Source organism: Streptomyces sp. NPDC001787 (assembly GCF_040297465.1).
Classification (GTDB): domain Bacteria; phylum Actinomycetota; class Actinomycetes; order Streptomycetales; family Streptomycetaceae; genus Streptomyces.
In genome coordinates this window covers 129,446-144,345 of the sequence record NZ_JBEOZE010000012.1, presented here as the reverse complement: position 1 = coordinate 144,345, position 14,900 = coordinate 129,446, and the positions used below count along the sequence as shown (strand labels likewise).

Annotated in this window: 10 protein-coding genes and 1 pseudogene; 5 read left to right on the top strand and 6 right to left on the bottom strand. The window is 72.2% G+C overall.

The window, feature by feature from the left end:
* Window positions 1-46 precede the first annotated feature (46 nt).
* From dhbC to ABT170_RS18840, 3 genes are read left to right on the top strand one after another with little or no spacing between them, the layout of a single operon-like run.
* Window positions 47-1,252: an isochorismate synthase DhbC gene (gene dhbC / locus ABT170_RS18850; protein WP_351868669.1), complete on the top strand. Its 1,206-nt coding sequence runs from the start codon at window positions 47-49 to the stop codon at window positions 1,250-1,252.
* A complete protein-coding gene (locus ABT170_RS18845; protein ID WP_329946962.1) occupies window positions 1,249-2,934 on the top strand; it encodes a (2,3-dihydroxybenzoyl)adenylate synthase in 1,686 nt (561 codons plus the stop codon). The genes dhbC and ABT170_RS18845 overlap by 4 nt, the downstream gene beginning before the upstream one ends.
* Window positions 2,935-2,950: 16 nt before the next feature.
* The gene (locus ABT170_RS18840; protein ID WP_329946963.1) at window positions 2,951-3,583 is read left to right on the top strand and encodes an isochorismatase family protein; all 633 of its coding nucleotides are present in this window, start codon (window positions 2,951-2,953) and stop codon (window positions 3,581-3,583) included.
* A gap of 138 nt (window positions 3,584-3,721) precedes the next feature.
* Here ABT170_RS18840 and ABT170_RS18835 read toward each other — a convergent pair whose 3' ends face one another.
* Window positions 3,722-4,669: a DUF5829 family protein gene (locus ABT170_RS18835; RefSeq protein WP_351868667.1), complete on the bottom strand. Its 948-nt coding sequence runs from the start codon at window positions 4,667-4,669 to the stop codon at window positions 3,722-3,724.
* Window positions 4,670-4,760: 91 nt separating this feature from the next.
* A complete protein-coding gene (locus ABT170_RS18830; protein ID WP_351868664.1) occupies window positions 4,761-6,329 on the bottom strand; it encodes a DUF6056 family protein in 1,569 nt (522 codons plus the stop codon).
* Window positions 6,330-6,673: 344 nt separating this feature from the next.
* Between ABT170_RS18830 and ABT170_RS18825 the strand changes: the two are divergent.
* Window positions 6,674-7,753 (top strand): annotated as a pseudogene (locus ABT170_RS18825) (glycosyltransferase family 2 protein); the annotation flags it as partial.
* 121 nt (window positions 7,754-7,874) lie between these two features.
* Here the strand turns inward: ABT170_RS18825 and ABT170_RS18820 are convergent.
* The 3 genes from ABT170_RS18820 to ABT170_RS18810 all read right to left on the bottom strand — a co-directional run bounded on the left by ABT170_RS18820 (window position 7,875) and on the right by ABT170_RS18810 (window position 11,686).
* On the bottom strand, window positions 7,875-9,653 hold the full coding sequence (locus ABT170_RS18820; RefSeq protein WP_351868661.1) for a helix-turn-helix transcriptional regulator: 1,779 nt from the start codon (window positions 9,651-9,653) through the stop codon (window positions 7,875-7,877).
* Between the two features lie 216 nt (window positions 9,654-9,869).
* Window positions 9,870-10,559 carry a response regulator gene (locus ABT170_RS18815; RefSeq protein WP_329946968.1) on the bottom strand — a complete coding sequence of 230 codons (690 nt, stop codon included), beginning with the start codon at window positions 10,557-10,559 and terminating at the stop codon, window positions 9,870-9,872.
* Window positions 10,547-11,686 (bottom strand): sensor histidine kinase, encoded by a 1,140-nt coding sequence (locus tag ABT170_RS18810; RefSeq protein ID WP_351868658.1) that lies wholly within the window; start codon window positions 11,684-11,686, stop codon window positions 10,547-10,549. The genes ABT170_RS18815 and ABT170_RS18810 overlap by 13 nt, the downstream gene beginning before the upstream one ends.
* A gap of 337 nt (window positions 11,687-12,023) precedes the next feature.
* On the opposite strand from ABT170_RS18810, the gene ABT170_RS18805 reads away from it, so the two are divergent.
* Complete coding sequence (locus ABT170_RS18805) at window positions 12,024-12,335, top strand: NIPSNAP family protein (RefSeq protein WP_329946970.1); 312 nt, start codon at window positions 12,024-12,026, stop codon at window positions 12,333-12,335.
* A 73-nt stretch (window positions 12,336-12,408) separates the two neighbouring features.
* On the opposite strand, the gene ABT170_RS18800 is transcribed toward ABT170_RS18805, so the two are convergent.
* Window positions 12,409-14,793, bottom strand: a complete 2,385-nt coding sequence (locus ABT170_RS18800) for an ATP-binding cassette domain-containing protein (RefSeq protein WP_351868655.1) — start codon at window positions 14,791-14,793, stop codon at window positions 12,409-12,411.
* Window positions 14,794-14,900: the final 107 nt, after the last annotated feature.

Sequence of the window (14,900 nt, the reverse complement as noted above, 5' to 3'; positions counted from 1 at the left end):
GCTTCCCCTACCTTCCCTTTCCGGGAACACAAGAAATGGAGCCCCCGTGTCGACGGCATCCGAGGTCGCCACACACGTCCCTGCGGCCGGACCGGCCCCCGCAGCGGTCGGAGCGGCCACAGCGCTCCTGGACGCCTACACCCCAGGCGCCCGGTTCCTGGCCACCCCCTCCCGCACGCTCCTCGCACACGGGGTGCACAGCGAAGTACCCCACGGCGAGCAGCCGTTGGCCGAGCGGGTGACCGCCACCCTGGCGGCGGCCCGCGCCTCGGGCCATCTCGCGCCCGTGGTCATCGGCGCCATCCCCTTCGACCACGAGGCGCCCGCCGCGCTCGCCGTCCCCCGGACGGTCCGCGTCGCACCGCCGCTCACCGCGGACCCGCTGATCGCGCTGCCCGCCCCCGCGCCGGACGCCGCCGGCTGGCGGGTGCGCGAGGTCCCCGGGCCCGCGGAGTACGAGGCCGGGGTCGCCGGGGCCGTGGAGCGGATGTGGCGCGGCGAGTTCAGCAAGGTGGTCCTGGCCCGGACCCTCGAACTGACCTCCGCCGGCCCACTGGACATCCGCGGGCTGCTGGAACGCCTCGCCCGCCGCGACCCCTCCGGCTATACGTTCGCCCTGCCCACCTCCCCCACCGGCACCCTTCTCGGCGCCAGCCCCGAACTGCTGGTCTCCCGGCGGGGCCGCCGGGTCGTCGCCAATCCCCTGGCGGGCTCGACACCCCGCAGCGGCGACCTCGCCGAGGACGTTCGCCGCGCGGCCACCCTGCTGGAGTCCGCGAAGGACCTCCATGAGCACGCCGTCGTGGTGGACGCGGTGCATCAGGCGCTCGCCCCGCACTGCTCGGACCTCACCGTGCCCGCGCAGCCCACCCTGATCCGGACCGCCACCATGTGGCATCTCTCCACGACCGTGACCGGCACCCTCGCCTCCCCGGACACCTCCGCCCTGGAACTGGCCTGCGCCCTGCACCCGACGCCCGCGGTGTGCGGCACCCCGACCGCCACCGCGCGCCGGGTGATCCACGAGACCGAGCCCTTCGACCGGGGGTTCTTCACCGGAATGGTGGGCTGGGGCGACGCGGAGGGCGACGGTGAGTGGGTCGTGACGATCCGCTGCGCCGAAGCCGGGGAGCACGCGCTCCGGCTGTACGCGGGCGCGGGAGTCGTCGCCGCGTCCCAGCCGGAGTCGGAGACCGCGGAGACCGCCGCGAAGTTCCGTACGTTCCTCGACGCGGTGGGAGCCGAGCTGTGAGCCACGCCCGTACGACAGACCTTCAGGCGCCGACCTGGCCCGCGGAGTTCGCCGAGCGCTACCGTGCCGCCGGGTGGTGGCGCGGGGAGACCTTCGGGCAGCTGCTGCGCGACCGCGCCGCGGCCCACCCCGACCGCGTCGCGATCGTGGACCCGGCCGGCGGCGGGCGCCGCTGGAGCTACGCGGAGCTGGACCGGCGGGCCGACGCCCTCGCCGCCGGGCTGCTCGGCCGGGGCATAGGCAAGGGGGACAAGGTCGTCGTCCAGCTTCCCAATGTCGCCGAGTTCTTCGAGGTGATCTTCGCGCTGTTCCGGATCGGCGCACTGCCCGTCTTCGCGCTGCCCGCGCACCGGGAGACCGAGATCCGGTACTTCTGCTCGTTCACCGGGGCGGTCGCCCATGTGATCCCCGCCGTGCACGGCGGCTACGACTACCGGGACCTCGCCACCGCGGTCAGGGCCGAAGTCCCCACGCTCCAGCATGTGTTCGTGGCCGGGGGCGCCCCCGGCGGGCACGAGGCCCTCGCCGATGTCCCGGCCGAACCGGTGCACATCCCCGGACCGGCCCCGCACGATCTGGCCTTCCTCCAGCTCTCCGGCGGCAGCACCGGAGTACCCAAACTGATCCCGCGCACCCACGACGACTACATCTACTCACTGCGCGGCTCCAATGAGCTGTGCGGCGTCGACGAGAACAGCGTTTACCTCTGCGCCCTGCCCGCCGCGCACAACTTCCCGCTCTCCTCGCCCGGTTCGCTGGGCGCGCTCCACGCGGGTGCGCGCGTCGTGCTGGCCCCGCAGCCCACCCCTGACGTCGCGTTCCCGCTCATCGAACGGGAGGGCGTCACCCTGACCGGGCTGGTGCCGCCGCTCGCGCTGGTGTGGACGGAGGCGGCGCCGTCGAGCGCGTACGACCTCAGCAGCCTCGATGTGCTCCTGGTGGGCGGCGCGAAATTCAGCGAGGAGGCCGCGCGGCGGGTGCGGCCCGCCCTCGGCTGCACGCTCCAGCAGGTCTTCGGAATGGCGGAGGGACTGGTCAACTACACCCGCCTCGACGACCCCGCGGAGACCATCGTCACCACCCAGGGCCGGCCGATCTCCCCCGACGACGAGATCCGTGTCGTCGACGACGAGGACAACGACCTGCCCGTCGGCACGGCCGGGCATCTGCTGACCCGCGGTCCGTACACGATCCGCGGCTACTGGAACGCACCCGAGCACAACGCCCGCTCCTTCACCGAGGACGGCTTCTACCGCACCGGGGACATCGTCCGCCTCACCACGACCGGGCATCTGGTCGTCGAGGGGCGCGCCAAGGACCAGATCAACCGGGGTGGCGAGAAGATCGCGGCCGAGGAGGTCGAGAACCACATCCTCGCCCACCCGGCGGTGCACGATGCCAATGTGGTCGCCGAGCCCGACCCGTATCTGGGCGAGCGCACCTGCGCGTACGTCATTCTGCGGGCCGGGGCCGAGCCGCTGACGCCCGTCGCCGTCAAGAAGTTCGTCCGCGGCCGCGGCCTCGCCGCCTACAAGGTGCCCGACCGGGTCGCGTTCGTGGACGCCTTCCCGCAGACCGGCGTCGGGAAGATCTCCAAGAAGGACCTGCGCGCGGCCGCCACCGCTCCCGCGGGCTCGTCCCCGGCCGATTCGTCCACCGCCCCACCGACCGCACAGAACTGAACGGACCGTCACCGACATGCCCCTGCCCGCCATTTCCCCCTATCCGATGCCGACCGCCGCCGACCTGCCGGCCAATCGGGTCGCGTGGAGCGTCGACCCGGCGCGCGCCGTACTGCTCGTACACGATCTCCAGAACTACTTCCTGGGCGCGTTCGACCGCACGGCCTCCCCCGTCACCGAACTCCTCGCCCATGTCGCCCTGTTGAGGAAGCAGGCCGAGGAGCTCGGCATCCCGGTCCTCTACACGGCCCAGCCCAGCGACCAGTCGCCCGCCGAGCGCGGCCTCCAGCAGGACTTCTGGGGCCCCGGGCTGCCCGCTGACGCCCATCTGGCCGCGATCGCCGACGAAGTGGCTCCCGGCGGCTCGGACATCGTGCTCACCAAGTGGAAGTACAGCGGTTTCGTCCGTACCGATCTGCTGGAGCGGCTGCGCGAACAGGGCCGCGACCAGTTGGTGATCACCGGGATCTACGCGCACATCGGTGTGCTGATGACCGCCTGCGACGCCTGGATGCAGGACATCCAGGCCTTCGTCGTCGCCGACGCCGTGGCCGACTTCTCGGCCGACGACCACGCGATGGCGCTGCGCTGGGCGGCCGGCAAATGCGCGATGGTCACCACCACCGGCACCGTCCTCGGGGACAGCTGATCACCAGGGCTCCGACGCGCGGTTCCCGTTTCTGACTCCGCCGTGCGGCCGGTGGGCGCCGTGGCGTTCACCGGCCGCACGGCGGTGCGGCGAGGGGGAGGGCTCAGTCCCCGACCCGGTCGGGGGCGCAGGGCGTTCCTATTCCCCGTCGCCGAAGGTCCACACGGCCCGGCTGCCCGGACCGACGACGAGGGTGGACCGGCCGATCCTCTCCTCGTGCCGGTCCTTCACGGGCCGGTTGAGCGACATCTCGATCTGCCGCAGACCGGCCTGCTCGCGCGGGACGGGGTCCAGCCGAAGGGCGGTGCCACCGCCTTGCGCGAGAACACCGCCGTCCGTCGCCGTCCGGACGTCGAACCCGCCCGCCCGCAGCAGCGGCACCGTACTGGCCAGGTCCCCCTCCGTGACCGCGAGGCGCACGGAGGTCACATCACGCATCGAATGGCCGCGGTAGCCGTCGGACAGATAGCGCTCCCGGCCGACGTCACCGGGATACGCGGCCGGCTCGGTGTTGCCGCGCGGGTCGGCGAAGTACTCCGCCAGGTATTCCATCCCCCAGGCCCCGAAGGCGTCGTACTGGGTGGTGGTGAAGACGGCGTCGAACCAGGGCACCGGGACCCCGTCGCCGAAGTCACGTGTCTGACGGAACTCGACGGGATCGGCCGTCCCCTGGTCGCGCAGCCGTTGGACCACCGTCCTCAGATCCCCGGCGCGCTCGGCCGAGATCCCCATTCCGGTGGAGCCGTGGGTGCCGTCCTGGCCGGGCAGGTCGCCCACCCCGAACAGTTCGAGGTAGGTCTCGCGGCCCATCAGATAGCGGCCGGTCCAGGTGGCTCCGTCCGCTCCGGTCGTCGTGCGGACCTGGAATTCGGCGAAGTCACGGAGATAGCCGGAGTGTTCGATGGCGTCGGCGGTCTCCCGGTCCAGGACCCCGTAGGCGTGATTGAAGAAGAGCAGTTGCCGGGGCGCCGGCGGGGGCGTCCCGTCGGCCCGTGCGGTCCCGCCACCGCCTGCCAGACCCGCGAGGGCCAGTACGAAGGTCATGGCGAGGACGAGGGGTATCCGAAACATCTGGCGAAGCAGCATGCGAGGCATCGTAGGCCGGGTACGGGGCGATCGACGGGTAATTAGCGCGCCGCCGGACCGGAGCGGCCTCTTCCGCCGGCCCGCCACCGGCTCACCGGCCCTGCTGTCCGGCCGGGGTGACGCGTTCCAGGCCGTAGTAATCGGCGACGCAGGAGGCGGGCCAGACCATGTTGCGGCTGAACGGCTCGGTCATCCTGCTGATGGGCGTCCGCCGGTAGGGCAGGACCTGCTCGCCGGCCGCCGAGCGGCTGCGGAGCCAGGTGTCCTGGTCATCCCATTTCCGTGCCCGTGCGGACATCTCGGAGTCGAGGGTCCCCAGCGACGCGAGCAACGAGAGGCAGACCACGGCGTACACCGTCGCGCCCGCCGCCAGGGGCGCCCCGGCGCGGCGCACGAGGCGCCGCCATCCCCGGGCGAGGAGTGTGCCCGCATGGACGAGCAGCAGGATGTGGAGCAGGAGGTAGTCGTTCCACAGACGGTTCGAGGTCGCGACGCTCGCCCCGAAGGCGGGATACGTGATGACCGTGCACAGATAGCCGGAGACGACGAGGGCGCAGAAGCCTGCACCGGCGCACAGCAGCTCGTTCCTCATGGGGAAGGGGCCGTACGGGAACCGGGCCAGCAGCCCCAGGACGAGGCCGACCGCCACGGCGCCCAGGTACTGCCACGCCGTGAGACAGGTGACGGCGATCCGGCCGAAGCCGTCCAGGGAGGCGAGGAGCGACTCCGGGTCGAGCATCGCATCGGCGCCGTGGACCTCGCGGCGGTGCCGCGCCCCCGGGGAGGTGAAGAGGAGCAGTCCCGCGATCAGCATGCCCGCGATCCCCGCCGAGCACCACATCCGCACGAAGCGCCGTCGCACTCGCGGAACGACCCGGCCGCTGATCAGCAGCAGGCCGCCCAGGACGGCCACCGCGACGACGCAGGTCTCCTCCGACAGTGTGCCCAGGAACAGCCCGCCGGCGAGGACGGTGAGCAGCGCGAAGCCCCGGGCCCGCCGTGAGGTGGCCCGCAGCGCGGGAATGGCGGCGGCACAGGCGAACACCGGCGGCAGGGTGTGCGAGACGGACGCGGCCGGCCAGTAGAACGTCTTGTACGTGTTGTCGGTCCCGAAGAGGAACAACGCGGCCACCATGGACGCCACCAGGAACGGGACTCCCCGCGGGAGGCCTGCCGCCGCCCTGCGCAGGACCGCGGCGGTGAACGCCCAGAGAAGCCCGAGGACCAGCAGCCCGCTGATCAGCCCGAACCACTGGTGGCCCGTGACACCGAACCGCGCGTAGGCCCACACCAGCACGGCGTTCACGACCCGCCCGTTCTCCAGGAACCAGAACTTGTGCGTGATCGCGGACAGTCCGCCGTCCTGGACCAGCGGCAGAAAGCACCAGTCGTCGCCGCTGGGGCGGACCCAGCGGCCGGACCGGGCCGCCGCGGCGAGCAGGCAGAGCGGCAGAAGTGCGAGCGCCTTCACCCACAGCGGCGTCCACCGCCGCACCGCCCCCTGGCCCGGGGCGCCACCCGCCCGGAAGTCCCCTGCCGGAGTTCCGCTGTCCCGGACGCCCTTCTCCGGGGTGGCCTCTCCCTGTCTCTCCGGTGTGGCCGCGTCCCGGGTGCCGCTGACGCGCCGCTCGCGAACGGTCCTCTCCGACACGCGTTCCACGACTGGTCTCCCTTCCACGTCGACTACGCACGGTGCGCCCGGCCCACGGCCCGCACAGGGCGGTCGCGGCAGCCCGGAGCCGCCCCGTGGGGAGAGCGGCTTCCTCCGTGCGGGAATACAGCTTGCGGCCCATGAGGGGCCGGAGGCGCGATCCGCGGGAAGGTTCGGGGAAATGGCTCCCGGCTTCGCCCATTCGGTGCCACCGCGATGGCCCGCACGGTCATATGACGCGCGTCCCTCACGCCGGACGGCAAAATTCACTCGACACAGATTCCGGCCGAGGCGTGCCTGGAGAGCGCGTGCCACGCCCTGAGATTCCGTAACCACACCTGCCGGGGAACTCAATGAACGAATGCCAGATCTCGATCGTCGTTCCGTGTTTCAACGAGGATGAGGTGCTCAACCCCTTTCACCACGCACTGATTTCGGTCCTCGAATCGACCCGGAGAACCTTCGAGGTCTGCTATGTCGACGACGGCAGCCGTGACCGGACCAGACACCAGCTGCGCACGCTCGCCGCGGCGGATCGGCGGATCCGCTACACCTCCTTCAGCCGGAACTTCGGCAAGGAGGCGGCGATGCTCGCGGGGCTGCGCATGTCACGGGGTGAATCCGTGGTCCTCATGGACGCGGACCTCCAGCATCCGCCGGGGCTCGTGCCCCGCATGCTCGAACTGCGGCAGCACGGCTACGACCAGGTCGTCGCCCGCCGGGACCGTGCGGGCGACGGCGCCCTGCGCGGTGTGCTCAGTTCGGCCTACTACCGGACCATGGGGCGCTGCATGGATGTCGAACTGACCGACGGCGAGGGAGACTTCAGGCTCCTTTCGCGTCCCGCCGTGGACGCGGTCCTCGCCCTGCCGGAGGCCAACCGGTTCTCCAAGGGGATCTTCTCCTGGATCGGCTTCGACACCGTCAGTTTCACCTACCCCAATGTCCGACGCGCCGCGGGAAGCTCGAAGTGGGGTGGCAGACGGCTCCTCAACTACGGTATCGACGGCCTCATCTCGTTCAACAGCCGACCACTGCGCCTGGCCATCCATGCCGGGCTCGCGCTGTCGGTCGCCGCGTGTGCGTACGCGCTGTGGATCATCGCGGACATCGCCCTGCACGGAGTGCGGGTACCGGGATTCGCCACCATGCTGGTGGTCGTCGTGGCGCTCGGCGGAATTCAGCTCGCCACGCTGGGGATCATCGGTGAATACGTGGGGCGCATCTATTACGAGACGAAGCGCCGGCCGCCGTACGTGGTCCGCGAGACGGAAAGCGGCAAGGGCCGGGGAAACGGGCCCGCCGGGATCCGCGACGGACACGCGACGGCGCCGGCGGTGGAATGGGCGGCGCCCGTCACGGTTTCGGCCGGGGCCGTCGGCTCCGGCGCCGCGGGGACCGGCCGGCGGGCCGGCGAGGGCCGTGGGTCCGCGCCGGCCGGCGCCGGTGAGCCGCTGGAGCGCGATGGGCACCGGCCCTCCTCCCCGGCGGTTCCCCCGCAGCACTGAACGGCGGGGCCACCGCACTGCGCCGGGCGGGCCACCGCGTGCCGGGTCAGACCGCCGGAGCGATGTCCGGCACCAGGGGACCGGAGCCGTCGACCAGGTCGCGGGCGACGGAGGCGAACGCCGCTCTGTCGGGCAGACCGGTCTTCTGGAGAACGCTCGCCACATGCTTCTCGACCGTGCGGGGCGAGATGTGCAGCCGGCCGGCGATGTCCTTGTTGGCGATCCGCTCGGCGAGCAGCCGGGCGACATCGAACTCGCGCACCGTGATGCCGAACCTGCGCAGGTGCGGCGGCACCTGCTCGGTACCGTTCCGTCGCTGCCGGACCGGCGCGCCCATCCCGCGCAGCAGCGCCCGGCAGGCTCCGGCCGCCTCCCGGAGAGACGCTCCGTGGAAGTACTCCTCCGCCTCGCGCAGCCAGTCGACCGGCGTGCCCCAGCCGTCCTCGTACGCCGAGCGTGCTACCAGCCGCAGGCACAGATGGCGGGCCATGGGGTAGAGCTCGGCCGCCTCCAGCGCCGCGTCCGCGGCGGCCGTCGCCTCGCCGGAGCGGCCCTCACGGCCCAGCAGCACGGCGTGCGCCAGGCCGGTGAACTGACGGTTCCAGCGGGTTTCGCTGACGCTCGCCGCCGCGATTCCGGCGTAGTGCCGCCGTCCCATGCGCCCGGCCAGCACGCCGAGCAGCAGGACGATGCCGTGCCTGCCGAAATCCGCGTTCGCCGGGTTCTCCGCGTCGTAGGCGAGCGCCCGCGCGAACTCCTGCTCCGCGTCGTCGTGCTTCTCCTCCAGCAGCGAGCAGAACGCCCGCGCCAGTCCGTACGCCATGGGCCGTATGCCCGGCGCCGCGTCGATGAGCGGGGCCAGCCGCTCCAGCGCCTGCTGCATCTCCGCGCGCCGCCCGCGGTGGGCGTGGCGTACGGCCTCGGCGAGCCGCAGCAGGGACAGCGCCCGGCCCAGACGCAGCCGGGACGCTTCCGCCGCCACCTCGCGGATCCGGTCCCCGGCGGCCTCGAACTCGCAGCGTCGGATCTGATCCAGGGCCAGGACGAAACCGGTCTCGTGCGCCAGCGGCAGCAGGCCCGCCCGCAGGCACTCCTGCCGGGCCTGTTCGACCCGGGCGGGGCGGCCGTCGCGCCGCGCCGCGAGCCGGGCCAGATGGACCTCCGCGTACACCCGGAGCGCGGGGAGCCGGCGTGCGCGGGCGATCGCGCAGGCGCGCAGGAAGTACGTCGTCGCGGTCTCCTCGTCCTGGTCCCGGGCGAGCTGTCCGAGTATCAGCAGGGCTCGGCAGGCCACCGCCGGCAGGTCCGCGCGCCGGGCTGCTTCGGCTGCCCGCCGGGCCAACTCCGCCGCTGTGCGCAGCCGTTCGGGCGAGAGCCGGCTCAGCTCGACCTGCGCCGCGGTGACGTCCACGGCGGCGGCCACGGCGTCGGCCGGGCACCCTCCGAGCAGCCGGCGGGCGATGTCCAGGTGCCGGAGGGCTTCCGCGGGCCTGCCCGCCGGCAGGGCGATGTCCGCCAGCCGGGCGTGGAGCCCGGCCCGGTGCGGAGCGGGCGCACCGGCCTCGCCGGGGGTCTGTGGACGGACGGACGGCGCGGGTGGCCGGTCGGGCCGGGCCGCGCGGGCGATCGCGTCGAGCAGGTGCGCCAGTTCCGTGGCGCACGGTTCGGGGGCGACCAGCCGGTGCGCCTCGGCCTGCGGGGCCGCCGCCCGGCCCGTGGCGCCTGTGGGTACGGGGCGGCAGGGGTCCGGCCGGTCGACCGCCGGCCCCGCGGCCCGCCCGTCGGCCACGACGCCGTCCCAGCCCGTGTCGTTGTTCCCGTTCACATCAGCAGGTGGGGATCGGGGAGGGTTCCGGACAGGTCCCGCCCGTGCCGGGCACCCACCGCGCCAACGGGCAGGGCTCCTCGTGCGCCGACGCCGGCCATGAGTCAGACACCGGTCCCACCTTCCCGGCGGGGCCGCCTCGGCGCCGCCGGGGACGATCGTACGAAGGCGGTGGCCGTCCCCGGCAGCCGTCCTTTTGGGGGGCTTGCGCGGTGATCAGTCCCCGTCGAGACGGTCCTCGTGCACCCTCCGGGCCAGATCGATCTTCGTGTACGTGGGACGGCCCGCCCGCTGGTACTTGGACTTGACCCGGTCCAGGTAGTCCTTGGCGGTGTGGACCGTGATGCCCGCCCGCCGGGCGGCCGACTTGAGGGTCATCCCGGACGCGTAGTCGAGCAGGATCTGCCGCTCCCGGGGCGAGAGCCGGGGACGGTCGGGGCTGTTGTCGTGCGCGCAGGCGAAGGCGAGCTCCGGCGAGTGGGCGCCCAGGCCAGCGGCGATGTCCTTGACCGCCGCGACCAGCGTCGGCAGATCGTTGTCCTTGGTCAGATAGCCGTCGGCGCCGGCGCGGAGCGACTCGATGACGCGCGCGTGGTCAGGGACGGTGCTGATCACCAGGACCCTGCTTCCGCCGCGCCGCAGCCGCCGGATGTTGTCGGTGGAGGTGGATCCGTCCCTGAGCAGGAGGTCGAGGAGAACCACGTCGGGAGGGACGTACCGCGTCCCGGGGCGCACCGGTGCGGCGGCACCGCGGACGGGCTCCGTGTCCGGCTCGCCGAGCAGTTCCCCGGCGGTGGCCGCGGTCGCCACCAGCCGCAGCTCCGGCACCCCGTCCAGCCAGGCCCGCATGCCGTCGAGGAGCATCCTGTCGTCGTCGACCACCGCGACGGTGATCACCCGGGCCATCGCAGCTCCACCCGTACCCCTTCGCCGGGCGCGGTGTCCACGGTGGCGCGGCCGCCCACCTCCGCCATCCGGCGGTGGACCGAGCCGCGCAGCCCGAGGCCGGGCACAAACCGCTCGGGGTCGAACCCCGGCCCCCGGTCGACCACGGTGACGACGGCGCCCCCTCCCCCCTGGGACTCCCCGGCGGCGGTGAGGTACGCGTGTCCGGTACCCGCGTGCCGGCGAACGTTGTTGAGGGCCTCCCGCGCGGCGTCCGCGAACGCGGCGGCGACCTCGGGCGGCACCTGCGGCAGGTCGTGGTACCGCGCGGTGACCCGCAGTTGCAGGCTCTCCACGGAGCCGATGGCCTCCTCCAGCGCGGCGCCGATCTCCCGGTGGTGGACCTCGTCGGCGGTCTGCTGGATCAGCCGGCGCAGATACGCCGCCTCCCGGCCACAACGCTCCCGCACCTGCGGGGCGTTGGCGTCGAGGCCGCCGGCCGCGAGGGTGGTCAGCGTGGCGAGGACGGTGTCGTGGAGCGCCCGGTGGTGCTCCAGCCGCTCGGCATAGCGCGCCTTGTGCGCCTCGGCCGCCAGCGCGCGGGCGTTGGCCTCGTCGAGGAGACGTCCCTGACGGCGCAGGTACCACCAGAAGACCCACGCCATCGCGGCCGAGAACACCAGCGAGTTGACGTGTCCGGCGAGGACCGCGGGGCCGGCGCCCACCAGCCGGTAGCCGATCAGATGGGTCAGCACGAGAAGCGCGATGGCGGCGGGGACCTGGAACCGTTCGAGGGCGACGGCAGCCGCGGCACTCGCCGAGCCGCCCAGCAGCATCGCCCATCCCATCGAGGCGGGATCCTGGACGCCGCCCCACGCCCAGAGGGCGAACGGCAGCGCGCACCCGCTGACCAGGACGTCCGCCCGGATGTGCCACCGGTCGAACCAGCCGCGCCGCAGCGCCGTGCCGTAGACCAGCACGCTCAGCCCCAGCGCCGCGGCGAGTCCCGCGTACTGCACGGGGTGGCCCGGCCGGCTGCGGGCGAGTGCGAGGAGACCGACCGTCAGATGGCTCGCCCGGTAGAGCAGGGTGGCCAGGACCATGAAGGACTGGGCACGCTGGAGCCCCGACCCGACCCCCGGTGTCACCCGCGGGGCCCCGGAGCCTCGTAAACAACGTCTCGGTAGGGGTACTGCCGACAAGTCATGCCTCCCCGGACCAGTGGCACCGCGGGGCCCGGCACCGTCCCGCTGGATCGGGGCCGGGGTCCGCAGTGTCCACAAGTGTCACTGCCAGCACGTATTTTGCCCCAGCGTCCGCATGGGGAGAGAAGTGCGCGGCAGGCTTTCCGGCGGGCACGAACGGACGGACGTCCGGCTCCGACGCTGCGGACTGAGATGATCGGGGCCCGGCGACCGCCCCGCCGGGCCGGTGCGGAACGGCATCCCGCCCGCCCCCTCATTGCCTCCGGGAGAGCGCCAGATCATGATCACTGTCCACCTCACATACGAGATCGACCCGTACAAACTGGCGGACTTCGAGGAGTACGGCAGGCGGTGGGTGAGGCTCGTCGACCGTTTCGGCGGCACGCACCACGGCTACTTCCTGCCGAGCGAGGGCGACAGCGACATCGCGTACGCCCTCTTCTCCTTCGGCAGTCTCGCGGAGTACGAGAGGTACCGCATCGCCAGCGCGAGCGACCCGGAGTGCCAGGAGGCCTTCGAACTCGCCCGTACCAGTGCCTGCATCAGGCGGTACGAACGCCGGTTCCTCAGGCCGCTGGCGACCGGGGAGTGAGCCGGGGCGCCGGCCCCCGCGGGGACCGGCGCCCTCCTGCGATCCTGCCCCGCCGGGGCCACCGGTGCCCCGGTCAGCCGCCGACGTACGCCGCGAGGTGTTCGCCCGTGAGCGTGGAGCGGCCGGCGACGAGGTCGGCGGGGGTTCCCTCGAAGACGACCAGACCACCGTCGTGACCGGCGCCCGGACCGAGGTCGATGATCCAGTCCGCGTGCGCCATGACCGCCTGATGGTGCTCGATGACGATGACCGACTTCCCCGAGTCGACGAGCCGGTCCAGCAGGCCGAGCAACTGCTCCACGTCGGCGAGGTGGAGGCCGGTCGTCGGCTCGTCCAGGACGTACGCACCGCCCTTCTCCCCCATGTGGGTCGCCAGCTTGAGCCGCTGGCGCTCGCCGCCGGACAGCGTGGTGAGCGGCTGGCCGAGGCTGAGGTAGCCGAGCCCGACGTCGGCGAGCCGGGCAAGGACACGGTGCGCGGCCGGTGTGCCGGCCTCGCCGGATCCGAAGAACTCCTCGGCCTCGGTCACCGACATCGCGAGCACCTCGCTGATGTCACGGCCGCCCAGGTGATAGTCCAGCACGGACGCCTGGAACCGCTTCCCCTCGCACTCCTCGCACGTGCTGGAGACACTGGCCATCATCCCCAGGTCGGTGAAGACGACACCGGCACCGTTGCAGGTGGGGCAGGCTCCCTCGGAGTTGGCGCTGAACAGCGCGGGCTTCACGCCGTTGGCCTTCGCGAACGCCTTGCGGACCGGGTCGAGCAGTCCGGTGTAGGTCGCCGGGTTGCTGCGCCGCGAACCCTTGATCGGCGCCTGGTCGATGAACACCACGCCCTCGTCGGCGGGGATCGACCCGTGGACGAGCGAGCTCTTCCCGGAGCCCGCCACACCCGTGACGACGGTGAGCACCCCGAGCGGGATGTCGACGTCGACACCGCGGAGATTGTTCGCCGTCGCGCCGCGGATCTCCAGCGCGCCGGTGGGCTTGCGCAGGGTCTCCTTCAGCGAGGACCGGTCGTCGAAGTGGCGGCCGGTGACGGTACCGGCGGACCGCAGCCCCTCGACGGTGCCCTCGAAGCAGACGGTGCCGCCCGCCGATCCGGCGCCGGGGCCGAGGTCGACGATGTGGTCGGCGATGGCGATCGTCTCCGGCTTGTGCTCCACGACGAGCACGGTGTTGCCCTTGTCCCGCAGCCGCAGCAGCAGGTCGTTCATCCGCTGGATGTCATGGGGGTGCAGGCCGATGGTCGGCTCGTCGAAGACGTATGTGGTGTCGGTGAGCGAGGAGCCGAGGTGCCGGATCATCTTGACGCGCTGCGCCTCGCCGCCCGACAGGGTGCCCGCCGGCCGGTCGAGCGCGAGATAGCCGAGGCCGATCTCCACGAACGATTCCAGGGTCTGCCCCAGCGCGGCGAGCAGCGGTGCCACCGACGGCTCGTCGAGTCCGCGCACCCAGGCGGCCAGGTCGCTGATCTGCATCGCGCAGGCGTCGGCGATGCTGATCCGCTTGATCCTGGAGGAGCGGGCTCCCTCGCTGAGCCGGGTGCCGTCGCATTCGGGACAGGTGGCGAAGGTGACCGCCCGCTCCACGAACGCCCGGATGTGCGGCTGCATCGCTTCCTTGTCCTTGGACAGGAACGACTTCTGGATCTTGGGGATCAGCCCTTCGTAGGTGAGGTTGATCCCGTTGACCTTCACCTTGGTCGGCTCACCGTAGAGGAAGTCCCGCATTTCCCTCTTGGTGAACCTGCTGATCGGCTTGTGCGGGTCGAGGAGGCCCGACTGGGCGTAGAGGCCCACGGTCCACTGGCTGTCCGACTTCCAGCCGGGGATGGTGAACGCGCCCTCGGCGAGCGACTTGGAGTCGTCGTAGAGCTGGCTGAGGTCGATGTCGGATACCGTCCCGCGGCCTTCGCAGCGGGTGCACATGCCGCCGGTGCGGCTGAAGGTGGCCTTCATCGCCTTCTTGGCACCGCGCTCGACGGTGATGGCGCCGCTCGCCTGGACGGAGGGAACGTTGAAGGCGTACGCGCCGGGCGGGCCGATGTGCGGCTTGCCCAGCCGGCTGAACAGGATGCGCAGCATCGCGTTGGCGTCGGTGGCGGTGCCGACCGTGGAGCGCGGGTCGGCGCCCATGCGCTGCTGGTCGACGATGATCGCTGTCGTCAGGCCTTCGAGGACATCGACCTCGGGCCGCGCCAGCGTCGGCATGAAACCCTGGACGAAGGCGCTGTAGGTCTCGTTGATCAGCCGCTGCGACTCGGCGGCGATCGTGCCGAACACCAGCGAGCTCTTGCCGGAGCCGGAGACCCCGGTGAACACCGTCAGCCGGCGCTTCGGGATCTCGACGCTGACGTCCTTGAGGTTGTTCACCCTCGTGCCGTGCACGCGGATCAGATCGTGGCGGTCCGCCTCGTGCGGCACTGGCGCCTGCGTGCCGGTCCTCGTGGCCATGCTTGTCGTATCCCCATCTGTTGCGCGGGACCGTCGCCGCGGTCTCCGTCTGCGTCGCGCGGCTCGCTCCGCAGGCTGTGAGCTGTCTGTCCGGTTCTCGCCACCGC